Below are 22,511 nucleotides of genomic sequence, written 5' to 3'. Positions count from 1 at the left end.
CATGATCCGGAAAAGTGCGCAGCGGTTTTCCGAAAAAGATCATGCTCAAAGTGACGCAGGCCGCGTCCTGACAAGGAGACCATCATGTCCACCATCCTCTTCAAGAATGCCGCGCTGCTCGATCCGCTGCGGCCAGATCTCCTCGAAGGCCATCACGTGCTGGTCGAGGATCGCCTGATCAGGGAGGTGTCCGACCGGCCGATCGAGGCCGCCGCGGACCGGGTCATCGACCTCAGGGGCAAGACCCTGATGCCCGGCCTGATCGACCTTCACGTGCATGCGGTCGCCGTCGAGCTCGACCTGTCACAGCAGGCGCGGATGGCGAATGTGCTGGTGACGCTGCGCTCGACCATGCTGCTGCGCGGCATGCTGAAGCGCGGCTTCACCACCGTCCGCGATGCCGGCGGCGCCGGCTACGCCCTGAAGCAGGCGATCGACACCGGGCTGACCGATGGTCCGAGGCTGTTCGTCTCAGGCCGCGCGCTGAGCCAGACCGGCGGACACGGCGACGGACGCGCCCGCTCGGACTATCTGAACGACCCGACCTGCTCCTGCTGCGTGCGGGTCGGCGCGATCGCACGCGTCGTCGACGGCGTCGATGCGGTGCGCAAGGCGGTGCGCGAAGAGCTGCAGATGGGCGCCGACCAGATCAAGATCATGGCGTCCGGCGGCGTCGCGTCGCCGACCGATCCGATCGGCGCCTTCGGCTATTGCGAGGACGAGATCCGCGCCATCGTCGCGGAGGCGCGGGCGCGTCACACCTATGTGCTGGCCCATGCCTACACGGCCGAGGCGATCGAGCGTGCGGTGCGTTGCGGCGTGCGGACCATCGAACATGGCAATCTGGTCGATCTGCCGACCGCGCGGCTGATGGCCGAGCAGGGCGCCTATGCGGTGCCGACCCTCGTCACCTATGAGGCGCTGGCCACCGAGGGCGCGAAATACGGCCTGCCGGCGGCGAGCGTCGCCAAGGTCGCCGACGTGCGCGACGCGGGGCTGCGTTCGCTCGCGATCTACCGCGAGGCCGGCGTCAGGATGGGGTACGGTTCCGATCTGCTCGGACCGTCGCAGCGGCTGCAGAGCGACGAGTTCCGGATCCGCGCCGAGGTTCTGGGCCCGCGGGCGGTGATCGAAAGCGCGACAATTGTCGGCGCCGAAGTGCTCGGCATGACGGGCAAGCTCGGCCGCATCGTGCCGGAGGCCCTTGCCGATCTCCTGGTGGTGGAAGGCAATCCGCTGCGCGACGTGGCGTGCCTGCTCGGCCAGGGCGAGCACATCCCGCTTGTCATGAAGGCCGGCAAGGCCGAGGTCGATCGGCTGGGCGGGTAGGGCTCCTTGTCACCTCGCCCCGCGTGCGGCATGGCGATCGCATATGGCGCTTGCGGGCTTCTGCAACTGAGGTGTCCACGTTGTCATGGCCGGGCTATGGGACGAGGCTGATAGCCGCATGCGATAGCCTGCCGTCGCAGGGAGGCAATGCCAAAATATCGAAAACAACCCCATGCAAAGTAGCCGGCGGCTGCCGGCGGACACGGCAGCTTGACTCGTCGGGCAACTCAGCGGTATTATTCGATTATCCAGAAATCGTGCAGCTTCGCTCATCTCGACCCCGCAAGCGGGAGAGGTGCAGCCAGTTCAGTCTGACTTCAGTTTGCTTTAGTCTTCCGTCCTCACCACACCACCCGAAACCCGGCGCTGCCCTTGTAGCTGTGGTTGTCGCCAGCATCCTGCAGGCTGGCGCGATAGGTCGCTTCGCCGAATACGGTGTAACGGCCGTTGGCCCAGCTGTAGCTGCCGCCGCCGCCGATGCTGGCCCAGAGACGGTCATTGGCGCTGGCAAAGCCGGTGCCCGCGACATCGACATTGCTGCCGTCGAGGAATTCGTAGTGCAGATTGCCGATCGCGTAGAGGTCGGAGCGGACGATGCTCGTCCCGTCAGTCCAGCTCTTCTGGTGATTGAGCGTGAGACCAATGCGGCCGAGCAGGCTGTCGGCATTGGTCAGCGAGACCAGCGCGCCGAAGCGGTCGGTGAAGCCGTCGAAGTCGACCTTCGAATAGGCGAGCTGCGCCTGCGGCGTCAGCGAAAAGCCGTTGCCGAGATTGAACCGCTTGCCGCCTTCGACGCTGAATGCATAACCGAGGCCTTCATTGCCGTGAGCCATGTTGCCGACGAGATCGGAAGTGAGATCGCCGCGGTAGAACATGGTCTGCATCTGGCCGTCGACGTAGACGCCGTTGTCGCCGTACCAGGTGGCGGTGGCGCCGACGCCGGTGCCCTCGGCGCGGATGCGGCCGTTGCCGAACAGCGAATTCACATAGGCCGTGGTCAGGCCGTATTGCAGCGTAAGCCCGACGATCAGGCGCCCATAGCTGTTCTCGAGCGCGAGGCCGTCGAGCCCGGCCTGCGCCTTGAACTGATCGCTGTTGGTGGTCGAGCCCGTGGTGTTCGACGGCCGCAGGCTGGATTGACCGCCCTCGACGCGGCCCCAGAATGGCGACTGCGTCCACGAACTGTCCGCCTGCGCCGCCGGCGTGACGCCCATCCGCGCCATCGCCTCTCCGGCGCCGCCACCCCAATAGCGGTTGCCGACGCGTTCCTGCAGCGACGGCAGTTCGTTCATGCCGAGCAGCACCCCGGCATAGTTTTCGTAAAGCGGCACGCCGGGCTGATAGAGCGGACCTGCGATCACGGGTGGTGTCGTCGGATCGCTGGGATTGGCGAGGCTGGAGCGCAGATACCAGTCGCCATCCGATGGCGTCGAGATGCCATTCTTCTGCAGCGTGTAGGCATAGGCGCCGGCGACGATCGCCTGCTCGCCCTTCAGCACATAGTCGCCGGCCAGCGCGAAGGTGCCGTTCGAGGCGCCGGCGACGTCGATCAGCCTGATGCCGTCAACCGTCTGCACGCCGCCGCCGCCGAAATTGGTGACCTTCACGGTCGAGGTGCCCGAAGTGCTTCCCAGCACGAAGAGGCGGTCGGTGGCTGAGCTATCGCCGCCGAGCACGGTGTTGAACAGCAGCGTTCCGCCATTGCCGGCGTAATTGCCGGCGACCGTCAGCGTGGTCCCGGGCGTCATGCCGAACCGCAACGTGCCGGCATTGCTGAATCCGCCCACGACCTGGCTGAAGCCGTTGAGGTCGATCGTGGTGCCTGCGCCGGCCGTGACGGCAGATACCGAGCTGAAGGCATCGGCCGCACCGGCGCGCAGCGTACCGCCGCTGACCGTGGTGGCACCGCTGTAGCTGTTGATGCCGGACAGGATTTGCGTGCCGCCGGTGAGTGCAAGCCCGCCGGTGCCCTTGATCGCACCGGCAAACGTGTCGCTGGCATTGGTGAGTGTCAGCGTCTTGGCGCCGAGCGCGACATTGCCGCTGCCGGCCAGACTCTGGATGCTCGTGCCGGCGCCGGTGAGTCCGGAGATATCGAAGACCGAATTCGCTACCACATGGCTCGAATTGCTGATCGCGCCGGCGCCCGCAAGCGCCAGCGTGCCCCCAGAGATCGTGGTCAGGCCGCTATAGGTGTTGGCGCCGGACAGCGTCTCGGTGCCGCCGGCGAGCGTCAGGCCGCCGCTGCCGCCGATCACGCCGGAGAACGTGTCGTTTGCGTTGGTAACGGTCAGCGTCTTGGCGCCGAGATCGACGCCGCCGGTGCCCGACAGCCGCTGGATGCTGGTGCCCGCGCCGGAAAGGCCGGCGATGCTGAACGTGCCGTTCGCGATCACCTGGCTGGAGGCGGCAATATCGCCACCGCCGGTCAGTGCCAGCGTGCCGCCCGCGATCGTGGTCGCGCCGCCATAGGCCTGCACGCCGGACAGCGCCTGCGTGCCGCCGGTGAGTTGCAATCCGCCGGTGCCGCTGATGGAGCCTGCGAACGTATCGTTCGCATTGGTGATGATCAGGTCCTTGGTGCCCAGCGTGACGCTGCCGGCGCTGCTGCCGGCCAGGCTCTGGATGCGCGCGTTGGGGTCAGGCATGAGTGAAAGATCGAAGATTGCGTTATCGACCACCCGGCTCGAACTGGCGACGGCATTGCCGGAGCCGGCGATGTTAGACAGCTGGAGCGTGCCTTGCTGGATCACGGTTTCGCCGGTGTAGCTGTTGCCGACGCCAGCGAACCTGAAGATCCCGGCGCCGGTCTTGGTCAATCCGCCGACGCCGCTGAAGCCGTTCGCTTGGAGGACGGTGAACCCGTTGCTATCGACGGTCAGTCCGCCCGCGGCGATGTTGTTCTGGGCGGCCGTTCCGCTCGAGATGCCGGGGGTATTGATGGCCGCGCGGAAAGTGGCATTGTCAAAATTGATCTGGCCCCTTGCGTTGCCAACGGTAATGCCGAAGCCGCGATTCACGAGCGTGGCGTTGCTGATGTTGAGGGTGCCGGTGCCGTTGACCGGAGTGGTGACGATGATCCGGCTTGTTACGGTGACGGTCGCGCCATCAGTGATATTGAGGATGCCCGTGCCGGCAGTGCCGGTGGTGATCGTGGAAGCATTCCACCGTGACCCGGCCCCGGTCACAGTTATAGTGGCGGTACCGCCTACGACGTCGGAGATCGAGACGGTGCCGGTGCTTGTCAGCGTGCTGCCGTTCTGAATTGTGAGACTGCCCGGTGCCCCGACTGCGTCACGAACATTGATGGTACCGGTCGTGCCGGTCGCCGGTCCGGTCACGCCGAGGACGACGGTTGAACCGGCCACGATGCTAACCGCACCGCCGGCCGGAACTGTTCCGCCGTTCCAGTTCGAGCCGACCGTCCAGTCGTTGCTGGTGGCGCCGGTCCAGGTCTGTGCGGCGGCCAAGCCCGGCATTAGCGCCGAGAGCGCGGCCACCGAGGCGCTCATCAGCAGCAGGCGCTGGGATTGCGCGCGTCTGTAGGATGGTGATGCAGTCCGGCGCGCACTCAGGTGTGGATTGTCATCCGCTGGTCGCGAGATCGTCGCAGCCCCGATGCATTCGCGCATGGTGCTTTGGCCCCTTGTTCTTGCCACCGCCTGGCAGGTTGCATTCGCGCAAACATTCGCCGGCGGCGGATATGTGTTACGCTATGTGACTCACTGTGAGCTGACAAATGGAGGTTGTATCGTTCGCATCGAAACCAAGCCTGGTGTGCTCGCGATGCAACGTCCGCGCGCTGCAATTAATCGATCGCTAACCAGTTGAGTCGCGTTCGGCACGGTGCCGTGCGCAAGCACATGTCCGAGGCCGCCGCCGGGCAGCGGCGCAATCGCAGGGGTAACGTCGTTCGGTGACCGGGAGCAGATCGACGGCATGGAGGGGCTTGGGCAGGCCGGCATGCGGTGCCTCGACCGCCAGACGCGCACGATCACATTACCGCTGGCAGCGTTGACGTTGCCGGGCGGACACACGACATACCGATTGCCGAATCCAACTCGCCGCTCTGGAGCAAGAAATGAACGCGCCCAACATCGATTCCGTCGCTCCGCAGTCTGACGGCGAGATTGTGCGCTGGCTGACCAACGAGACGCGCGACGAGCGCTTCATCGACAACATCTTCGCCGAGCTCTGCCTCCGGCTGCAGCGCGCGGGCATTCCCCTCAAGCGGGCGACGATGAATCTCCTGATCCAGCATCCGCAATGGCTTGGCGCCCGGATCATCTGGGCCGACGGCAAGCGCGAGGCCGAGATCACGCGGGTCGACTACGAGGTCAGGGAGCGCTCGGAATATATCGGCAGTCCGGTCTACGAAATCCATGAGGGGGCGACCGAAGTGCGCGAACGGCTCGAACGGGCGCCCGGCCGCAAGCACGCGCTCTATGACGAGATGCGCGCACAGGGATTGACGGATTATGTGGCGTGGCCGCTGCTCCATACGCTTGGCAAGCGGCATGTCGTGACGTTTGCGACCGACCGGCCCGGAGGTTTCGACGATGCGCAGATCGCCGGCCTCTCGAAGCTGCTGCCGGTGCTGGCGCTGGTCAGCGAAATCCGGATGAAGAACCGGCTGGCGCGGACGCTGCTCGAGACCTATGTCGGGTCGCATGCCGGCGAGCTGATCCTGGCGGGGGCGACGCGGCGGGGCAGCGGGACGACGGTGCGCGCCGCGATCATGATCTGCGATCTCAGGGACTTCACCCGGATCTCGGACAGCTGGCCGCGCGACGACGTGATCGATCTCCTGAACGATTATTTCGACGCGATGTCGGAGCCGATTGCGCGGCATGGCGGGGAAATCCTGAAATTCATCGGCGACGGCCTACTCGCCATCTTCCCGCTCAGCGACCCAAAAGCCTGCGCCAATCTGCTGCACGCCGTGTCCGAGGCGCGGCAGGCGATGGCGGCGCTCAGCGAAAAGAACAGCATGATGGGCCGCGCGCCGATGAATTACGGCATCGGCGTCCATGTCGGCGACGTCATGTACGGCAACATAGGATCGCGTACCCGGCTCGACTTCACCGTGATCGGACCTGCGGTGAACATGGCGTCGCGCCTCGAAGCCCTCACCAAGCAATTGGGAAAAAACGTGCTGCTGTCGCGTGCGTTCGCCGACCTCGTCGAACGCGATTTCCGGCTCGAACGCGTCGGCGAACACGCAGTGCGCGGCTTCAGTGAGCCGATCGAGCTGTTTGCATTTCAAGGGTGAGTGCCGGGACGTTCGGAGAGAGGCCAATCCCTAGAGCCCCGTTCCGATGGAATCGGAACGGGGCTCTAGATTCTAGTTTTGACGCGTTTTCTTCACGCGAACCGGTAGCCACTTCGCTCGAAAACGCTCTAACGTGGACGTCAGCTCCCGCTACAGCGAATCTTCCGCCGCCTATCTCCGGGGCCGCTGCTTTCTCGGAAACAGCCGATCGCGGATGTAGCGCGAGGTCGGCGTCAGGCGGAGGCCCCGCGGCTTCTGCCAGGCCGCGCGGTCGATCTCCTTCTTGTCGCCGATTGCCAGCCTGCCCTTGGCAAACTTGGCGATGAAGATCGCATCGCTCATCCGGCGGCCCGAACGCTTGTTCTTGGCCGTGACTTCCTTCCACAGGCTGAGCCTGCCGAGCTTGAGCTTCGGCAGCTCTTCCTTGATCTCGCGCTTCAGGCAATCCTTGCCGGTCTCCCGCGCGCGCCTGCGTCCGCCGGGGAACATCCACAGGCCGTCGGATCGGCGCCGTACCAGAAGAACCTTGCCGCGCTTCGCGGCGACCAGCTTGGAGGACTTGGGCATGTACTGTGCAATGATCGAAACAGAATCGCCGTCATTTTAATTTGTCTATTTGAGTAGACAAGTTCGATGGCGCATTGTTCCACTGCCATTGTCGGCTGTTCGCCGACGACGCGGGACGTGACGATTGAGGAGCTTGCGACGCTGTGCGTCCTCTGTCGATCAGGTATTCATCCCCCGACAGCCCCACGTTGAAGTCGTGACAACTGTCACCCTCAGGTTCCGACAGAAGGAACTCGCCGGATCGAGTTCGGTAGCGGCGTCCCATGATAAGCGGGTGTACCGCTTGACTCAATGTTCTTGTTTTGTTCTAATCGCCCTCCACCGTGAACAGGAGGCCGCCATGGACAACCGTATCAGTGAAATTCGCAGGCAGATCAGGGCGCTGCGCGTCAGCATGCTCGAGGCCGAGGCCATCATGCGCGAGCAGCTCAACCGGGACGAGGACTGCGCCTTCGTGGCCGGGGACCTGCTGAAGATGCGTCTCGTCATGAGCCGTCTGGTCGAGGAGCGCGGCGTCCTCGGCGACCGCGAACCGATCATCGTGCATGCGAGCGTGGCGCCGCGGCGCCGCACGACGGCACCCGTCTCCATTCGCCCGGGGAGGCCAGCGCTGGTCGCCAGCGAAGCGCGTGCGTGATGACGCGCTCAGGATGCTGCGGCTGCGCGCCGAGTTGGGCGAGCTCGACGCATCCGTGAACCGGCTCAGGCGGGCCGGGCGCGACAGCGCGTCGGCGCAGCTTCTGCTGTCGCGCAAGCGCGCCGAGCTGGAAGACGTGATCTGCCGGAGGAAAGATGAGAGAGCCGCTTCGGTATTTCCACGACAGCGATGATCACGCGCCCTGGATCAAGGCGCTGGCCGAGGTTCGGCACCGGGCAACGCGGGAAGGCTGGTGCTTTCACCACGTGCAGGCGATCATCGTGGCGATCGATCAGTATGCGGAGGCCGCGCTCGGCAACCGCGAATTCTTCCTCAACCGGCCGCAAACCGTCGGCCCGCGCAGGCGAGGCGACGTGCCGTAGCACGCCGCCTGGGCAGTTGATGTCATCCGACTTGCTTGCGAGTATTGCGTGGGGCAGGCGGGTTGAACGGCCCCGGCGAGATGTCGTGATCGCCGGAGCCGTCCCCGTCCTTGGTGTTTTCTCCCAGAGCGTGGATTATAGTCGGGAAGAAGTGGCAATTGGAATGCCCGCTGTATTACGGGTGTGGATTGTGCTCGCCTACGAAATCCCAACGCCTTGTGCGCCGGGGCCGGTCGTTCGTCGCTGGGCTCGGTAGGTTCGCTCGCCGATTGCCGTTCTCGTTTCGGAGACGGACCCCGGCGTTGCAAAATCGAGAGGGGAGAGAAGAAAGGGCCGCGTTTTCGCGGCCCCTCTTTGTGCAATCAATTCGAAATATGAAGTAGGCACCGGATCAACGGGGCTACGTTACGTCATTGCCCAACAGCCTTGAAACACCGTGAAATTATGGGTGCGGACGCATCAATGATGGAGACGGCTCGTCCGGCCTGCCGCCTGCGAGCCGTTTCCGGATCACCGACAGCCGGCAGTTCACAGCGGCCTCCGTGCGTCCAAGCTCCTGGGCGATCTCCCGCTGCGTCAGCAGCGTCTCTCTGAGCAACTGCAACAGCCGGTGCTCGTCCTCCGTGGTCCACTGTGCCGGCTTGATCTGCATACCCGTATTCCCGGAAAGATCGATGAAGCATGTTACGCGATCAGCCAAGACGTCCCGATCGGAGGAACCCCATTTTGATCGTGAATGCCAGTTGTAGCCGGGAAAAATCGGCAACTGGAAATCCGGGACAATACGGGGCCTCCTGACTGAACGGGACGCGAGCAGACCACCGACCAATCCGTCTCGCTCACGCACGACCGACAGTTCTGAATTAGCGAGCCGCCGTCCGTCATGATCTCGTGGCGGCAATGCTCAGGGCAGCATATCGGCCGGATGCTTGTCGCGATGCTCGACATATTCGACGCGAGTCTGGTCCGGATGCAGCACCAGCATGTTGCGGCCGGTCGGGACCGGCTTGGGAGCCTCCAGCACCGTAGCGCCGACGCGGGGGAGATGGGCGGCGAACGCGTCGATGTCATCGACCAGAAACGTCAGATGCGTCGCCGTGAACGGCTTCAGGCTCTGCTCCGTCCCGGCAATGAACAGGATCGAGGCGACCTGCGCGAGCCTGAGATCATATTCCGGATAGTCGAAGCGAAGGCGCGCCGTCTGGCCGATCAGGGCTTCATGGAAGGCCACGGCCTCATCCAGACCGTCTAGCGGCAAGTAACGTCTCGCGAGGATATTGAGTATCTTCATTGCCAGGTCCTCATGGTGCCCTCATCATGTCCTCATGTGTTGCTGCGGCCGCGATCCGGCTCGGTCAGCCGACGCGACAAGGCGCGCCGCCGCTTGCGCAGCACCGCGATCGCCCGATCGATCTGGTCGAGCTTCTGCTGCATCACTGCGGAGCAGTTCACGCGGGCGCCGCGCCGGCCGCCTTCCAGCGCGCGCAAGGGATTGCGAAGTTCGCGGGTCGAGAACCCCGAGGCGATCAGGTCTCGCACCCAGGCGGCCCGTTCGATTTCCGCCGCGGAGTAGCTTCGGTAGCCGTTCGAAATCCGCTGCGGCTCGATCAGGCCCGCCGCCTCATAGTGCCGAAGCACACGGGCACTCACGCCAAGATGGCGCGCCGCCTCCTGAATCCTCATCGCGATCTCCTGTCGAGGGTCGGCCTAGCACCTTGTCATTAACGTCAATGTCAAGCGCAGTGGCGGCCGCAGGGGCCAAATGTCCCGGCCTGCCTGATCTGGCCGGGATGGCCAATCCGCTTCCCGCGACATATCGTGGCGATCCGCGGCCGAATCTGAGGCGGATCGTTCATCGCCGGGTCATATGAATCCGGCCATCGTCAGCGCTGCGCCCGGAGGGGCGGCACATTTGCGGAGGAGGTTTCGGATGGTGAGGGGCTGGCGGATTGCGGCATCGGCGCTCGCTGCTGTCGCGATGGTTGCAACGCTGGGCGTTGAGGCGAACGCGGCGCAGTGCGGCAACGGACCTGGCGGCTTCGAATCCTGGAAGGAGCAATTCGCCGGCGAGGCGAGGGCCAAGGGCGTCGGCGCCACCGCGATCGACGCGCTGATGCAGGCGCATTACGCCAGCGCGACGATTGCCGCGGATCGCGGCCAGCGCAGCTTTGGCCTGTCGCTCGAGCAGTTCATGGCCAAGCGGGGCTCTGCGACCATCGTGGCGCGCGGCCGTTCGCTCAAGCAATCGCAGGCGGCGTTGTTCGCCTCGATCCAGCAGCGTTATGGCGTGCCGCCGGGACCGCTGATCGCGATCTGGGGCATGGAAAGCGGCTTCGGCAGCCAGCGCGGCAACCAGAACATGCTGTCGTCGATCGCAACCCTTGCCTATGACTGCCGCCGTCCGGAATTCTTCACCGACCAACTCTATGCCGCGCTGAAGCTGATCGACCGGGGCACGCTCTCTGGCAGCACGCGCGGTTCGATGCATGGCGAGATCGGCCAGACCCAGTTCATGCCGAAGAACGTCCTCGCCTATGGCACCGGCAATCTCGACGTCGCCGCCAACGCGCTGAACTCGACGGCGAACTTCCTGCGGGCCCATGGCTGGCGCGCCGGCGTCGGCTATCAGCCGGGGGAACCCAACTTCGCCGCGATCGAGGCGTGGAACGCCGCAGGGGTCTATCAGAAGGCGATCGCGATCATGGGGCGGCAGATTGACGGCCAATGAGCGCAGGGCCCAAATTCTTCACGTCCAGGTTCCTTCACCCCCTGTTAACGCAAGGGTGCCCAGATCGTTTGCGGTGAAACGGAGCAAATGGAAAAAAGGCTCCATGCTCAAGAACGGCACCTATGCGGCGTGGTTCCGAACGTCGCTTGCTGATGGCACCGGCATCGTCCACGTGGCCGATGGCCGGCTGTGGGGCAGCGATGCCATCATGCTCTACAGCGGCACCTATGAGGTCGACGGCGAGCGCTTCTCCGCGGTTCTGACCACAAGACGGCACTCCGATGGACATGCGACCGTGTTCGGCACCGACGATCTCGTGGTGCGGCTCGAGGGTGTCTTTACTGGCGCAATCGCGACCTGCACGGGCAGGGCGGATGCCGTGCCCGATCTCGCCTTCGCGGTCACGCTGATTCCGAGCCAGGACGTGACGCCGGAGCCGCCGCCGGATCTGCCGCTGCCGAAGTTCGATCCGAGCAGGCTTCCGAAGCTGCCGAAACGCTCCAGCCGCTGAGCCGAAGCGTTTTCGAGCGAAGTGGGTACCGGTTCGCGTGAAGAAAACACGTCAAAAAGAATCGGGCACCCTGCTACGCGTCGCTAGGCCCAGCGGTCTCCGGAAACGGCGCGCCGGGGATGTAAACCTTGAGCGCGCGGATCTCGTAGACCGCCGACGGGTTGACGCTGCGCAGGTCGCGCGCCGCTGCGATCGCCGCCGCTTCATCGGCGCAATCGATCACATAGAAGCCGAGCAGCTGTTCCTTGGTCTCCGAGAACGGGCCGTCGATCACCATGCCGTGGCCGGGCCCGCGCAGCGTGCTGGCCTTGCGGGTATCGCCGAGCCGCGCGGCGGGGCCGAGCCGGCCCTTCAGCCGTTGATGGACTTGGCGCAGGCCCGCCATCACGGCGGCGTCCTCTTCGGCGGTCCACGATTTGACCTCGGCTTCGACGTGATAGGCCAGGATGGCATAAAGCATCTATGTGCTCCTCATTTCTGATGCGGCAGGCCGAAGGACGTCTCGCGGCAACCCACGCCGACATTTCCCTTGTAGCGGACCGGATCGTTTTTGTGGTGCGACAAGGTATCCCGCGAGGCGCCGCTGGCTGCGGCGCTGGCTCGGCATTGTCGGCCTCTGATTCGATGTCAGCGTTTGGGGCAGGCGGAGTTAGTCGCTCAGCCCGGACCGCAAAAAAGGCGCGGCGGAATCGCTCCCGCCGCGCCCCGTTTTTGTTGTCTCGCTGGTCAGGGCTGAGAGCGCCCCGATGCCAGGCTGATTACTCAAAGCCTAGCGGGCGATCCCAGCGAGGTGACAGCGCTTGAGACAAGACACTAGATCACCTCCTTTCTTTGTTGATGGGACTCACAATATAGGCGGCGAATCCGCCGCTGTTAAGGCCGCCGTCCGGCCCATCCGCGCCAGAAACCGGCCGGATCTTATCGAAATATGCTCCGTTGACCGGGGAATTGGGACGCGAGCCGAACCAGTTGAGGCGGCCGTCCGGCCGTGTTAGGTGATCGCCTGACGCGGGTGTAGCTCAATGGTAGAGCAGCAGCCTTCCAAGCTGAATACGAGGGTTCGATTCCCTTCACCCGCTCCAAACAATTTCAGTGATTTGGCGCGAGTTCTCGATCTCATTCCGACAACTGTTGAAGTCATTTCGGCAACCGGGCTGAATGCCTTTCCAAATTTGCCGGTGTTTTCAGCCCGTAAATCGCAGTGTCGCCGTGGTGAAGAAGCCGGCGCCCGGGCCGGCTCAATCGCTCGCAGGCTTGTCGAGAAAGGTGTACAGCGCCCGAATTCTCCCGTGCTCGAAGATCGCGACGTCCATGCCTGTGACGACAGGCGGAGATCCGGCCGGTCCGAGATACCACCGCAAGCGGCCGAGATCGTGGTTCACCTCGGCAGATCCCGTCGCGCGAAACACAAATCCGGGAGCGTCCTGGAGAATACGCTCGATCTTCGCGTTCAGAGCGTCGCGGCCAACGATTCGTTCCCCCGCTTCAAAGAACGTGCAATTCGCAGTGTAGATCTCGGCGATTGCGACCGCTCGGCGCGCGGAATCTGGCTGCCCGAATACTTCGTGCAGGTTCCTTTGCATCAGAGGACCAAGTGTGTCGCTCATAGCTGACCCTCCTGTTCAGAACATGCCGTTAGGGTTGGCGCGCGACACGTTCGGCGCGAGCCACGGAGCCGAGTTTTTCGGGTCACCGACGAGCTGCAAGGTGTCCCAATGCTCTATGGCCTTTCCGTCGGCATCCATCTTGTAGATGTCGACGCCGGCGATCCCCGTATCGTTTGGATCGTCGTTGAACAGATTCAGAAAATTCACGTGAGCCCACACATAGTCGCCGACAGCGATGATCTTGTGGACGACGACGCGCGCCTTGGCGCGTTCCCGGGTGATCTGGCCGAAGAACTGCCCCAGCGCCTCCGGGCCGTTTGCAATGAGCGGGTTGTGCTGGACGTAGGCGGGGCTGATGAACTCGGCGACGAACTCCTCCGACTTCTTCTGGTTGATCACCAGATCATAGAAGCTAAGGATGCTGGCCCTGTTGCGAACGGCGCGGCTGTCATCGGAATCAAACAGCTCGATCATGGGTAACTCCTCTTGCGAAAAGTGGATTGGCCGGATGGCCCTAGCCGAGGCCGACGATCTGAAGGCGGAGCGTATCCAGTTCATCGTCGGATTTCTCGCGAGCGGCTCGGAGCATCTCATCGGCGTCCGCGCCGACCGGCGCGCGACTTGGTGCAGGCACCTGCTCGGCCAGTTCGATCACGCGCCTGGCCGCCAGGACGGAATCGAGCCCGCTGCTCTGCATGCCATTGAGCGTGGTCGCGAACGTGTTGAAGGACTCTCCGTACAGTCTGCGTTGTTCGGCCGTCATGTCGTCGGCAACACGTGCCAGCGCCGCCGCCGTTTTGGCGGGGCCGCCGGTCCTCATGTTGCCCGCAGCCGCCACGACGACGTCGACACCAAAGGACTTCAGTTCGGCGCGGTAAACAGCCGCAAACACCTCCATCGCCGCCTTCGACGCGCCTGACGGCCCGTTGAAGGGAAGCGGAACGCTCGCCGTCCAAGTACTGACCTGGACGATGCGGCCGCGTGCCGTCCGCAGCGCCGGCAGGAAAGCGTTCATGACCGCGAGAGCCCCGAACACGTTGACGTCGAACTCGCGCCGGATGGCGTCGAGCGGCAGAACCTCAATCGGGCCCGGGGTCAGGATGCCCGCATTGTTGATCAGGAGATCAAGGCCGGAAGCGCCGAGCGCGTCGGACACGCCGCCCGCCCAGGCCTTCACGGCCTGCTCCTTGGTCATGTCGCAGACGGTCAAGCTCACACGCCCGCCGGAGGCGTCCTTCAAATCCTGGACCTCTGCGCCGGACATGGCCGTGCCAAAAACGATATAGCCCTTGGCGGCAAGTCCGAGCGCGATATCGCGGCCGAGGCCGCCGCCCGCGCCGGTGACTGCGGCGGAGCGACGCGAATGTCCAGAAGGGCTCGGCATTTGATCTCCGTTTCAGCAGGCGGTGCGTGTGCGCGGCGTTGTCCGCTCTCACCGGGTTTATGGTGTCGTTCCGAAGCGCGATGCGCTAGCCTCGCGATCTGCCTAGCAGTGTCGCGGAAAGCGGAACGCCGATAATGGATATCGAAGACCTGCGGACTTTTGTCGAAGTGGCCGATGCCGCCGGAGTGTCGCCGGCCGCACGCCGGCTCGGCGTCTCGAAGTCGATCGTGAGCCGGCGGCTGTTCCGGCTGGAAGCTGAACTGGGCGTCCAGCTTCTCGCACGGACAACTCGCGGCGCTGCACTGACTGAGGCCGGCGTCACGTTCCGCGACCACGCCGCTCGGGTCTGCGCCGAAATCGATGTCGCGCGGGAGACGATCCTGCCCGCCGGGGACCTGCGCGGCCGCCTGCGCGTTGCAGCGCCGCTGACCTTCGGCCCAACGCTGTTGGCGCCGGCTTTTGCGGAACTGGCGCGGCGCCATCCGCTGCTTCACGTGCACACGTGTTACAGTGATCGCTTCGTGGACCTTGTCGGGGAGGGCTTCGACTGCGCCGTACGCGTTGGCTATCTCAGCGATTCAATCCTGATGGCGCGGCGCGTCGGACCAATCCATGGTGCCCTCGTCGCGAGCCCGGATTACATCAGGGAGCATGGCGCTCCCGAGACGCCGGATGAGCTACTCACGCATCAGGCGCTCATGCAGGGCACGGAAACCTGGCAGTTCATCGACGGGGACAAAACAATCTCCATTCATCCGCAGGGGCGGTTCAAGGCGGACAACGGCACTGCTCTCGCCGTCGCCGCTGTAGCAGGGCTCGGTATTGCCTGGCTTCCGCACTGCCTCGTCGAGGACTATTTGGCTTCCGGCGCCCTTACTCCGGTGATGACGCGCTATCCTCCGCCCACAGCCGGAGTGTTTGTCGTCCGGCCGCCGGGGCAGCACCCCGCTCGAAAAGTCCGAGTCCTCACCGAGTTGCTGATCGAGCACTTCGGATAGCGGGCTTTTGTTGTCCTATTTGGTGCGGCTTCGCCTTGGTGCTCGAGAACCAAGGGGATCACGGGAGTCGGGGAGGGACGCGGCTTTCGAAATCGCCGTCGCACGCCTGAGCGCGCGAGGCGGTTGGCCGTAGATCCGCAGGAAGGCGCGCCGCATGCGGTCTTTGTCTCCAAAGCCGACTTTGCGGGCAACGATGTCGATCGGCTCCGTTCCCTCCTGAATGCGCGGAAGCGCCGCTTCGGCACGCAGCCGCTCCACGACCCGGGCGGGCGTATCTCCGGTCTCCTTCAGAAAAAGACGGGCAAACTGCCGTGCGCTGATCCGGGCAGCCGCGGCCATGCGGTCGACGGGAAGCGGTTCGTGCAGGTGCTCGCGCGCAAAATTCAATGCATCCCTGACGCGATCGGATGAGGGCTCCAGTTCAAGCAGCGTCGAAAACTGCGATTGCCCACCCGATCTGCGATGATAGACCACCATGTCCCTTGCAACGGCCTTCGATACCTCGATCCCGAAATCGTCCTCGATCAACGCGAGCGTCAAATCGATGCCCGACGTGATCCCCGCCGATGTCCAGACGTTGCCATCCCTCACGAATATCTTGTCCGCATCGACGCGCACGCGCGGAAACCGCCTTTGCAACCCGGCGGCATATCGCCAATGCGTCGTAACCGATCGCCCGTCGAGCAGGCCGGCGGCGGCCAGCAGGAAGGCTCCCGTGCACACGCTGGCCACGCGCCGCGCCCGCGGCGCCAACTTCCCGATCAGCGCGACGGTGTCGGCATCACCGTCGACGGCGCTGTCGGGGGCGCCTCCCACGATCAAGAGTGTGTCAACGGATCTGCCTCGCGAAGCCTTCAAGGTATGGATCGGCACACCCGATGCGCTCGTGATTGTGCCGCCATGGACGGAAATCACCTCGATCCGATAGGGAGCACGATGAATCTCCGACGCCAGATTGAAAGCGCATAGGGGACCGCTGAGGTCGAGCAAGAACCGGCACTGGCCCGGATGGCAGGATTTGCCGTTTATATGTCATTTCTGACATGGGCATTCTCAGCTAGATTGCGCGGGATTTCAACGCGAATTCACAAATTCAGGCGAACGAGGTAGCGATGAAGGTACTGGCGCTTGCTTTTCCTGGCTTCACATTCATCGACCTGGCCGGTCCGATGCAGGCCTTCATGATGCTTCCGGGATTCTCCTCGCAGATCGTGTGGCAGGACAAGGGCATCGTCGATTCCGACGCCGGTGTCAGCGTGCAGGCGACGGAGGATTTTGGAAGTTGCTGGAAGGATCCGGACATCCTGTTCGTCCCTGGCAACACACTCTCTCTTTTCAAGCAGCTGCAGGACGACCGGACCCTCGACTTCATCGCCGGTGTCGGTAGTCGCGCCACGTGGATCACAAGCGTGTGCAACGGCTCGCTGTTGCTCGGCGCGGCCGGACTCCTGAAGGGATACAAGGCGGCCTCCTACTGGTACACGCGGGAGCATCTCGCTCTGTTCGGCGCAATTCCGACCGACGCCAGGTACGTCATCGACCGCAACCGTGCGACGGGCGGCGGCATGACTGCGGGGATCGATTTCGGCCTTGCCATGATCGGCCAAATCGCCGGAGAGGCCGTCGGCCGCGTCGCCGAGTTGTCATTTGAGTACGCGCCGCAACCTCCTTTCGGAACCGGGCGCCCCGAACTGGCCGATCCTGCAACATTGGCTCACACGACGGAAATCGTGAAGCAGCTGATGCCGGTTCAAGAGTTGGAGGGTGTGAGAGCCCGCTGCTCGACGATGGGACGGCTCTAGGGGCCGTCTCGTCCGGTGCCGTAGTTTGCGGATATTCTGTGGTGTAAATCGTCGTTCTTCAGAAGGATGCGCGTCATGCAGCAAATCTTCATCGAGCTCTATAACTACCGGCCCGCCTGGACCAAATGCCCGGAAAGCGAGAGAACCGACTTCGTGACGAAAGTGGCCGAGGCGGTCAAAGGTCTGAAGTCCGCTGGTGTCGAGGTCGTCGCTTATGGTTTGAACTCTCCCGCGACCGATCGTCGTGCTCCGTACGATTTCTTTTGCGTCTATCGTGTACCGAACGTCGATTTTCAACGCGAATTTGAGCGGCAGGTCGCCGCGTCGGGCTGGTACGAATACTTCGAGCAGGTGAATGTCAGCGGTGACGCGGACGACTTTGAAGCCGTGCTGCTCGGAAATGCCAGGATGGTTCGACCAGCTTCGTCCTGACTCAGGGCCGGGCATCCGTCTCCAGAATGAGCGATTACGGAATAATCGCTCTCAGCTTCCCGAGATCGCGCGATGGACGAGTGCGATGACCTCGTCAGCCTCCTGTTCGGTGCTGTCGAAGCGGGCGACGAACCGGATCACCTCCTGGCCGCGTCGCGCGAATTGCAGCCCATTCGCCGCGAGCCGGTCGATGGCCAAAGCGGGCAGGTTGACGAAAACCAGATTGGCCTCCACCGGGGCAACCAGCCGCACGTCGGGCAGCGCGGCAAGACCCGCTCCAAGGCGGGCGGCTACGGCATTGGCCTTGGCCGCGAGCCGTAGATAAAGGCGATCCTCGATGTAAGCGAGCAGCTGCGCAGACGCGAAGCGCATCTTTGAGAAGGTCTGGCCGGCACGGCGAAGCCGATAGGACAGGGGTTCGACGAGATCCTGGTCGAACACCACGATCGCATCCGCCGACATCGCCCCGTTCTTGGTCGCCCCGAACGACAGAATGTCGACGCCGGCACGCCAGGTCATATCGGCCGGGCTGCAGCCGAGCCGCGCGAGCGCGTTGGCGACCCGGGCGCCGTCCATGTGCAGCGACAGATTCCTGTCGTGGGCGATTGCTCCGATCTCGGCGATCTCGGCGAGGGGGTAGATCGTTCCATATTCGCTGGCCTGCGTGATCGACACCGCATCGGGCTGCGAGCGGTTGCGGACTCCCCAGGCCGCCCGGCCCAGCGCCTCGCGCAGGCTCGGCGGCTCGATCCGAAAGTTTCGGCCGGACATGGCGACGAGCTTCGCCCCGCCGGTGAAGGCTTCGGTGGCGCCGCCTTCCGCGGTGTGGATATGCGCCTCTTCGTGACAATAGATGGCGCCATAGGGGCGCACGCAGCTCGCGAGTGACAAGGCATTGGCCGCCGTGCCGGTCGAGACCGGGAATACGGTGACCTCGGTCTCGAACAGCTCCGAGAAACGCGCATTCAACAACTTCGAATAATCGTCGTCGCCATAGGCGGCGGCCGGGCCACGATTGGCCTCGGCGATCGCTCGCAGGATCTCGGGACTGACCGGCGCGACGTTGTCGCTGCGGAAATTCGGGAGCGTCGGGGTTGCTTCGTTCATAGCGTCCTGTCCTGCCGTCATATCACCGTCGTTTCCTGCTTGTTGATGCGCCGGTTGATCAGAAGCAACGGGATTGCGGTGACCAGGATGAGCACTGCGGCCGCGGCGGCCGCGAGGCCCGCGCCGGTGCCCTCGATCGCATGGTACATCACGACGGTCGTGGTGACCCAGCCGCTCGCATAGAGCACAATGGTTGCGCTCAACTCGGATGCCGCGGTGATCCAGACCAGCACCAGCCCGCCGACAAGGCCGCTCGCCATCAAGGGCACCGTCAGCGTCGCGAAGGTCTTGCTCGGCGAGACCCCGAGATTGATCGAGGCTTCCTCGAGCGAGGGATCGAGCTGATGCACGATCGCCGCGGACGAGCGGATCGCGAAGGGCAATTTGCGCACGACATAGGCGATGACCAGGATCAGCCAGCCGCCCGTCAGAACCAAAGGACCGCTGTTGAACGCGATGATGAGCCCAATTGCCAGGATCGTGCCCGAGACCGCGAACGGCACCATGCCGACGAAGTCGAGCAACCCCGACAGGCGGGAGCGGTGCCGGGCCACGACATAGCCGATCGGAGCGCCGATCAGCATGGTGGCGACGGCCGCGATGCTGGCGAGCGTCAGCGTGTTGAGCAGCGGCCGATAGGAGCCCGACAGCAGGGTCGCGTAATTGCCCAATCCGAGCTCCCAGGTCAGGACGGGGCCGCGGAAGCGGAGGAGGGAGATCATCAGTACGGCCGCGAAAGGCAGCAGCGAGGCGATCACGATGCCCCAACTCACGACCGTGGCCACGAGCCGCAGTCCCGGCGTCAGCGGCAGCTTCGCGGGCGCACTGCGGGCATTGGTCGAAAAACGGCGCTTGCCGAGATAGTGCCGTTGCACGAGAAGCGCGAGCGCCGTGCAGGCGATCAGGAGCACGCTGAGCGCGCCCGCCGCAGCCGGGTTGGCGTCGGATTCGCCGGCGAACAGCTTGAAGATGTCGACGGCCAGGAACGGCCGGTCCTCAGCCAGCACCGCCGGCACGCCAAAATTCTCCAGCGCCTCAATGAACACCAGGAGTCCGCCGGCCAGGATCGCCGGCATCACGATCGGCAGCAGCACGGTGCGGATCACATAGGGCCGTGAACCGCCGAGATTGCGCGCTGCCTCCTCCATCGAGGCGTCCACGGCCTGGAAACCAGCCAGCACAGGCATGACGACGTACGGATAGAGCGTCAACGTGAACACGATGACGATGCCGGGCACACCATAGATCGAGCCGATCGGGATGCCGATCCCGCGCAATGCGGTGGTGACGACGCCGGCATGGCCGAACAGCAGCACCAGCGCATAGGCGCTGACGAAGGAGGGCAGGACCAGCGGCAGGGACGCAAGCGTCAGCAGCAGCGCGCGGCCCGGTATGTCGATGCGGGCAAGACAGAAGGCGAGCGGGATGCCGATCGCGCATGCGAAGGCCGTCGCGAGCGCGGCGCAGAACAGACTGTTGCCGATGCTGCCGAGATAGTAGCGGCTCTTCACAATCGCCGCATAGTTCCCAAGCGTCAGGCTGCCGGTGCCGTCGACCCGTACGCTGGCATCCAGGACGAGCGCCAGCGGGTAGAGCAGAAACACCGCGAGCAGCACCAGGGCCGCCAGCGTCACGATGGTGGCAAAGCGTTTCATGGCGCCGGGTACGCCGTGATCTGGGCGGGGTCGTAGGCAAGGGTGAGCGGCGCACCGGGCGCGACATCGAGCGCCTGGCCGCCGAGCGCCGCGATCCGAATTGGGGTGCCGTCCGGCAGGGTTGCGTGGAGACGCTGCATTGGGCCGAGAAATTCGCGCAGCGCCAGACGCGCTTGCACAAGCGGGCCACCGGAACCGTCGCCCAGCCGCAGGGCCTCCGGCCTGACCGACAGCAACACCGGTGCACCTGGCGTTGCGACTTCGCCTCTGACTGAGAACTCCGTTCCTGCTGCCGCGACATTGGTGTTACGGCCGTCGAAAGCTCCCGCGATGCCCGGCACCATATTGGTCGAGCCGAGGAATTCGGCAACGAAGGCAGTCTGCGGCATCCGATAGATGCGCTCCGGCGTGTCGACTTGCTCGATCTTGCCATGACGCAAGACGGCGATGCGGTCGGAGATGGCGAGTGCCTCCTCCTGATCGTGCGTCACGTAGATCGCAGTCAGACCGAGCGCCTGCTGCAGCTGTCGGACCTCGATCCGCATTTCGGTGCGCAGCTGCGCGTCGAGATTGGACAGGGGCTCGTCGAACAGCAGTACGGCGGGTTCGATCACGAGCGCGCGGGCGATTGCCACCCGTTGCAGCTGACCACCGGAGAGCTGGTGTGGCGAGCGGGGAGCGTAGCCTGCAAGGCGTACCCGCTCGAGCGCCTTGTCGACGCGCGATGCGATCTCGGCAACCGGGACCTTCCTGGCCTTCAGCCCGTAGGCCACGTTTTCGGCGACGGTGTGGTTCGGGAAGATCGCGTAGTTCTGAAACACCATGCCGGTGTCGCGGCGATGCGCGGGCAGAGCATCGATGCGCCGGTCGTCGAACGAAATGGAGCCGGATTCGATATCGACGAAGCCTGCGATCATGCGCAGCAGCGTCGTCTTCCCGCAGCCCGAAGGCCCAAGCAGCGTGAACAGCTCGCCATGCTTGATGTCAAGCGAGATGTCGTCCACGGCCCGCACCGCGCCGAAGGTGCGGGTCAGGTTTTTAATCCGGATCCTGGTCATCGGATCAGCGCGTGTTCTGGATCGTGGTCTTCAGCCGCGCGAGCGTGTCGCGCCGGGCTGCTTCCCATTTGACGTCGTCATAGGGCAGCACCTTGATCGCCGAGAAGGGCAGCATCCCGGGTGCGACTGCCTCGAGCTCGATATCCTGACGGGCAGGGCGCCGGAAGGTCGCTTTCAGCAGCATTTCCTGGACTTCCTTGCTGGCCAGATAGTCGACCAGCCGTTTGGCAGGCTCCGGGTTCGGTCCGCCTTTCAGGACGGCCGCGCCCTCGACGCCCGCATATGTGCCCTCGGCCGGATAGGCGACGCTCACCGGCGCACCATTATGGGCCCACAGGAACCCGGCATATTCGAGGGTGATGCCAAGCGGATATTCGCCGCTGCCGATCCCGTCGAACACCTGGGTCGAGCGGTTGAGCACTTTCGCATTGGCAAGCAGCCCGTCCATCTTGGTCCAGGCTGCGTCATCAGCGCCCCACAGCGAGAGCAGCGTGGTCGCGGCCGCATATGAGAATCCGGAATTGGCCGGGTCGGTAAAGGCGAGCTTGCCCTTCCATTTCGGATCGAGGAGGTCGGCCCAGGCTTTAGGCCCGCTGGCCTTGTCGATCGCCTTGGTGTTCTGGCCGATCACAACGACCTGGATGTTGGTGCCGAGCCAAAGGTCGTTTGGGTCGCGGAATTGGGCCGGCACGGCTTCGCGGCCCTTGGCCGCGTAAGCCTGCAGATGCGGGCTCGCCAGCCGCAGCAGCGTCGCACTGACACCCCAGATCACGTCGCCTTGCGGATTGGCGGCCTCGGAGGCGACGCGGCGCACCAGCACACCTGATCCGGTCGAGACCACATCGACCTTGATCCCGGTCGCCTTGGCGAAGCCTTCGGCGACAAGCTTGTTCACGGTGTCGTCGTTGGCGGAATAAAGCACGACGTTCTGCTGGGCCGAGGCCAGCCCGGCCGCGAACAGCGATGCCGCGAGCGTCACGACTCGGGCGAGGACGGAGGCAGGAGATCTCATCGTGGTTCGCCCTTGCAGGTTCAGCGGTT

At 64.2% G+C, this 22,511-nt stretch carries 23 protein-coding genes and 1 tRNA gene; 10 read left to right on the top strand and 14 right to left on the bottom strand.

All coding sequences use genetic code 11. The features are described 5' to 3' along the window. Positions 1-84: 84 nt before the first annotated feature. The gene (locus tag WDM24_RS25540; RefSeq protein ID WP_338827575.1) at positions 85-1,329 is read left to right on the top strand and encodes an amidohydrolase family protein; all 1,245 of its coding nucleotides are present in this window, start codon (positions 85-87) and stop codon (positions 1,327-1,329) included. Between the two features lie 341 nt (positions 1,330-1,670). Here WDM24_RS25540 and WDM24_RS25535 read toward each other — a convergent pair whose 3' ends face one another. Next, positions 1,671-4,829, bottom strand: coding sequence for an autotransporter outer membrane beta-barrel domain-containing protein (locus WDM24_RS25535; RefSeq protein ID WP_338827573.1), 3,159 nt, complete (start codon positions 4,827-4,829; stop codon positions 1,671-1,673). 581 nt (positions 4,830-5,410) lie between these two features. Between WDM24_RS25535 and WDM24_RS25530 the strand changes: the two genes are divergently transcribed. After that, entirely contained in the window at positions 5,411-6,601 is a 1,191-nt protein-coding gene (locus WDM24_RS25530; protein WP_338827571.1) for an adenylate/guanylate cyclase domain-containing protein, read from the top strand. Between the two features lie 171 nt (positions 6,602-6,772). Here WDM24_RS25530 and WDM24_RS25525 read toward each other — a convergent pair whose 3' ends face one another. Further along, positions 6,773-7,168 (bottom strand): NUDIX hydrolase, encoded by a 396-nt coding sequence (locus WDM24_RS25525; RefSeq protein ID WP_338690082.1) that lies wholly within the window; start codon positions 7,166-7,168, stop codon positions 6,773-6,775. Between the two features lie 340 nt (positions 7,169-7,508). On the opposite strand from WDM24_RS25525, the gene WDM24_RS25520 reads away from it, so the two are divergent. Together WDM24_RS25520 and WDM24_RS25515 are read left to right on the top strand one after the other, a co-directional pair. After that, positions 7,509-7,805: a hypothetical protein gene (locus WDM24_RS25520; protein WP_029080224.1), complete on the top strand. Its 297-nt coding sequence runs from the start codon at positions 7,509-7,511 to the stop codon at positions 7,803-7,805. A gap of 155 nt (positions 7,806-7,960) precedes the next feature. Beyond that, complete coding sequence (locus WDM24_RS25515; protein ID WP_029080225.1) at positions 7,961-8,188, top strand: hypothetical protein; 228 nt, start codon at positions 7,961-7,963, stop codon at positions 8,186-8,188. Between the two features lie 442 nt (positions 8,189-8,630). Here WDM24_RS25515 and WDM24_RS25510 read toward each other — a convergent pair whose 3' ends face one another. The 3 genes from WDM24_RS25510 to WDM24_RS25500 form a co-directional block, all read right to left on the bottom strand. After that, a complete protein-coding gene (locus WDM24_RS25510) occupies positions 8,631-8,840 on the bottom strand; it encodes a hypothetical protein (protein WP_029080226.1) in 210 nt (69 codons plus the stop codon). 252 nt (positions 8,841-9,092) lie between these two features. Further along, positions 9,093-9,479, bottom strand: coding sequence for a VOC family protein (locus tag WDM24_RS25505; protein WP_338690066.1), 387 nt, complete (start codon positions 9,477-9,479; stop codon positions 9,093-9,095). A gap of 32 nt (positions 9,480-9,511) precedes the next feature. Beyond that, positions 9,512-9,871: a MerR family transcriptional regulator gene (locus WDM24_RS25500; RefSeq protein ID WP_338827567.1), complete on the bottom strand. Its 360-nt coding sequence runs from the start codon at positions 9,869-9,871 to the stop codon at positions 9,512-9,514. 247 nt (positions 9,872-10,118) lie between these two features. On the opposite strand from WDM24_RS25500, the gene WDM24_RS25495 reads away from it, so the two are divergent. Both WDM24_RS25495 and WDM24_RS25490 read left to right on the top strand, forming a co-directional pair. Next, a complete protein-coding gene (locus tag WDM24_RS25495; RefSeq protein ID WP_338827566.1) occupies positions 10,119-10,916 on the top strand; it encodes a lytic murein transglycosylase in 798 nt (265 codons plus the stop codon). 103 nt (positions 10,917-11,019) lie between these two features. Next, positions 11,020-11,427, top strand: a complete 408-nt coding sequence (locus tag WDM24_RS25490) for a hypothetical protein (protein ID WP_338827565.1) — start codon at positions 11,020-11,022, stop codon at positions 11,425-11,427. 73 nt (positions 11,428-11,500) lie between these two features. On the opposite strand, the gene WDM24_RS25485 is transcribed toward WDM24_RS25490, so the two are convergent. Continuing rightward, positions 11,501-11,887, bottom strand: coding sequence for a YciI family protein (locus tag WDM24_RS25485; RefSeq protein WP_338827563.1), 387 nt, complete (start codon positions 11,885-11,887; stop codon positions 11,501-11,503). 548 nt (positions 11,888-12,435) lie between these two features. Between WDM24_RS25485 and WDM24_RS25480 the strand changes: the two genes are divergently transcribed. Further along, positions 12,436-12,509 (top strand) — tRNA-Gly (locus WDM24_RS25480). Between the two features lie 156 nt (positions 12,510-12,665). Here the strand turns inward: WDM24_RS25480 and WDM24_RS25475 are convergent. Genes WDM24_RS25475 through WDM24_RS25465 form a run of 3 tightly spaced genes read right to left on the bottom strand, consistent with a single transcriptional unit; the run spans position 12,666 to position 14,418 of the window. Then, positions 12,666-13,034 (bottom strand): nuclear transport factor 2 family protein, encoded by a 369-nt coding sequence (locus WDM24_RS25475; protein WP_210297460.1) that lies wholly within the window; start codon positions 13,032-13,034, stop codon positions 12,666-12,668. A 15-nt stretch (positions 13,035-13,049) separates the two neighbouring features. Further along, complete coding sequence (locus WDM24_RS25470) at positions 13,050-13,508, bottom strand: nuclear transport factor 2 family protein (protein WP_338827560.1); 459 nt, start codon at positions 13,506-13,508, stop codon at positions 13,050-13,052. Positions 13,509-13,548: 40 nt separating this feature from the next. Further along, complete coding sequence (locus tag WDM24_RS25465) at positions 13,549-14,418, bottom strand: SDR family NAD(P)-dependent oxidoreductase (RefSeq protein WP_338827558.1); 870 nt, start codon at positions 14,416-14,418, stop codon at positions 13,549-13,551. A 134-nt stretch (positions 14,419-14,552) separates the two neighbouring features. Here WDM24_RS25465 and WDM24_RS25460 point away from each other — a divergent pair, with 134 nt between their 5' ends. Beyond that, entirely contained in the window at positions 14,553-15,416 is an 864-nt protein-coding gene (locus WDM24_RS25460; RefSeq protein WP_338827556.1) for a LysR family transcriptional regulator, read from the top strand. Positions 15,417-15,431: 15 nt separating this feature from the next. On the opposite strand, the gene WDM24_RS25455 is transcribed toward WDM24_RS25460, so the two are convergent. Further along, positions 15,432-16,370 (bottom strand): GlxA family transcriptional regulator, encoded by a 939-nt coding sequence (locus tag WDM24_RS25455; RefSeq protein ID WP_414645771.1) that lies wholly within the window; start codon positions 16,368-16,370, stop codon positions 15,432-15,434. Between the two features lie 158 nt (positions 16,371-16,528). Here WDM24_RS25455 and WDM24_RS25450 point away from each other — a divergent pair, with 158 nt between their 5' ends. Further along, complete coding sequence (locus WDM24_RS25450) at positions 16,529-17,218, top strand: DJ-1/PfpI family protein (protein WP_338827552.1); 690 nt, start codon at positions 16,529-16,531, stop codon at positions 17,216-17,218. A 75-nt stretch (positions 17,219-17,293) separates the two neighbouring features. Further along, positions 17,294-17,650 carry a DUF6616 family protein gene (locus tag WDM24_RS25445; RefSeq protein ID WP_338827550.1) on the top strand — a complete coding sequence of 119 codons (357 nt, stop codon included), beginning with the start codon at positions 17,294-17,296 and terminating at the stop codon, positions 17,648-17,650. A gap of 51 nt (positions 17,651-17,701) precedes the next feature. Here the strand turns inward: WDM24_RS25445 and WDM24_RS25440 are convergent, their stop codons facing one another. The 4 genes from WDM24_RS25440 to WDM24_RS25425 are packed head-to-tail and all read right to left on the bottom strand — an operon-like array spanning position 17,702 to position 22,482. Continuing rightward, entirely contained in the window at positions 17,702-18,757 is a 1,056-nt protein-coding gene (locus tag WDM24_RS25440) for a threonine aldolase family protein (protein WP_338827548.1), read from the bottom strand. 17 nt (positions 18,758-18,774) lie between these two features. After that, positions 18,775-20,412 (bottom strand): iron ABC transporter permease, encoded by a 1,638-nt coding sequence (locus tag WDM24_RS25435; RefSeq protein WP_338827546.1) that lies wholly within the window; start codon positions 20,410-20,412, stop codon positions 18,775-18,777. Further along, positions 20,409-21,470, bottom strand: coding sequence for an ABC transporter ATP-binding protein (locus WDM24_RS25430; RefSeq protein ID WP_338827544.1), 1,062 nt, complete (start codon positions 21,468-21,470; stop codon positions 20,409-20,411). Before WDM24_RS25430 ends, WDM24_RS25435 begins: the two co-directional genes overlap by 4 nt. Positions 21,471-21,474: 4 nt before the next feature. Continuing rightward, positions 21,475-22,482 (bottom strand): extracellular solute-binding protein, encoded by a 1,008-nt coding sequence (locus WDM24_RS25425; protein WP_338827542.1) that lies wholly within the window; start codon positions 22,480-22,482, stop codon positions 21,475-21,477. Positions 22,483-22,511: the final 29 nt, after the last annotated feature.

Origin of the sequence: Bradyrhizobium sp. 27S5, from assembly GCF_037217225.1 — a bacterium.
Taxonomy (GTDB): domain Bacteria; phylum Pseudomonadota; class Alphaproteobacteria; order Rhizobiales; family Xanthobacteraceae; genus Bradyrhizobium; species Bradyrhizobium septentrionale.
This window is presented reverse-complemented; position numbering and strand designations above follow the sequence as displayed.

Excerpts from the sequence above, each read along its gene's own strand:
- WDM24_RS25475 (WP_210297460.1), bottom strand. The coding sequence starts at position 13,034 with ATGAGCGACACACTTGGTCCTCTGATGCAAAGGAACCTGCACGAAGTA.
- WDM24_RS25435 (WP_338827546.1), bottom strand. The coding sequence starts at position 20,412 with ATGAAACGCTTTGCCACCATCGTGACGCTGGCGGCCCTGGTGCTGCTC.
- WDM24_RS25525 (WP_338690082.1), bottom strand. The coding sequence starts at position 7,168 with ATGCCCAAGTCCTCCAAGCTGGTCGCCGCGAAGCGCGGCAAGGTTCTT.
- WDM24_RS25445 (WP_338827550.1), top strand. The coding sequence starts at position 17,294 with ATGCAGCAAATCTTCATCGAGCTCTATAACTACCGGCCCGCCTGGACC.
- WDM24_RS25460 (WP_338827556.1), top strand. The coding sequence starts at position 14,553 with ATGGATATCGAAGACCTGCGGACTTTTGTCGAAGTGGCCGATGCCGCC.
- WDM24_RS25440 (WP_338827548.1), bottom strand. The coding sequence starts at position 18,757 with ATGAACGAAGCAACCCCGACGCTCCCGAATTTCCGCAGCGACAACGTC.
- WDM24_RS25430 (WP_338827544.1), bottom strand. The coding sequence starts at position 21,470 with ATGACCAGGATCCGGATTAAAAACCTGACCCGCACCTTCGGCGCGGTG.
- WDM24_RS25505 (WP_338690066.1), bottom strand. The coding sequence starts at position 9,479 with ATGAAGATACTCAATATCCTCGCGAGACGTTACTTGCCGCTAGACGGT.
- WDM24_RS25490 (WP_338827565.1), top strand. The coding sequence starts at position 11,020 with ATGCTCAAGAACGGCACCTATGCGGCGTGGTTCCGAACGTCGCTTGCT.
- WDM24_RS25425 (WP_338827542.1), bottom strand. The coding sequence starts at position 22,482 with ATGAGATCTCCTGCCTCCGTCCTCGCCCGAGTCGTGACGCTCGCGGCA.
- WDM24_RS25510 (WP_029080226.1), bottom strand. The coding sequence starts at position 8,840 with ATGCAGATCAAGCCGGCACAGTGGACCACGGAGGACGAGCACCGGCTG.
- WDM24_RS25540 (WP_338827575.1), top strand. The coding sequence starts at position 85 with ATGTCCACCATCCTCTTCAAGAATGCCGCGCTGCTCGATCCGCTGCGG.
- WDM24_RS25450 (WP_338827552.1), top strand. The coding sequence starts at position 16,529 with ATGAAGGTACTGGCGCTTGCTTTTCCTGGCTTCACATTCATCGACCTG.
- WDM24_RS25470 (WP_338827560.1), bottom strand. The coding sequence starts at position 13,508 with ATGATCGAGCTGTTTGATTCCGATGACAGCCGCGCCGTTCGCAACAGG.
- WDM24_RS25520 (WP_029080224.1), top strand. The coding sequence starts at position 7,509 with ATGGACAACCGTATCAGTGAAATTCGCAGGCAGATCAGGGCGCTGCGC.
- WDM24_RS25485 (WP_338827563.1), bottom strand. The coding sequence starts at position 11,887 with ATGCTTTATGCCATCCTGGCCTATCACGTCGAAGCCGAGGTCAAATCG.
- WDM24_RS25465 (WP_338827558.1), bottom strand. The coding sequence starts at position 14,418 with ATGCCGAGCCCTTCTGGACATTCGCGTCGCTCCGCCGCAGTCACCGGC.
- WDM24_RS25530 (WP_338827571.1), top strand. The coding sequence starts at position 5,411 with ATGAACGCGCCCAACATCGATTCCGTCGCTCCGCAGTCTGACGGCGAG.
- WDM24_RS25495 (WP_338827566.1), top strand. The coding sequence starts at position 10,119 with ATGGTGAGGGGCTGGCGGATTGCGGCATCGGCGCTCGCTGCTGTCGCG.
- WDM24_RS25515 (WP_029080225.1), top strand. The coding sequence starts at position 7,961 with ATGAGAGAGCCGCTTCGGTATTTCCACGACAGCGATGATCACGCGCCC.
- WDM24_RS25500 (WP_338827567.1), bottom strand. The coding sequence starts at position 9,871 with ATGAGGATTCAGGAGGCGGCGCGCCATCTTGGCGTGAGTGCCCGTGTG.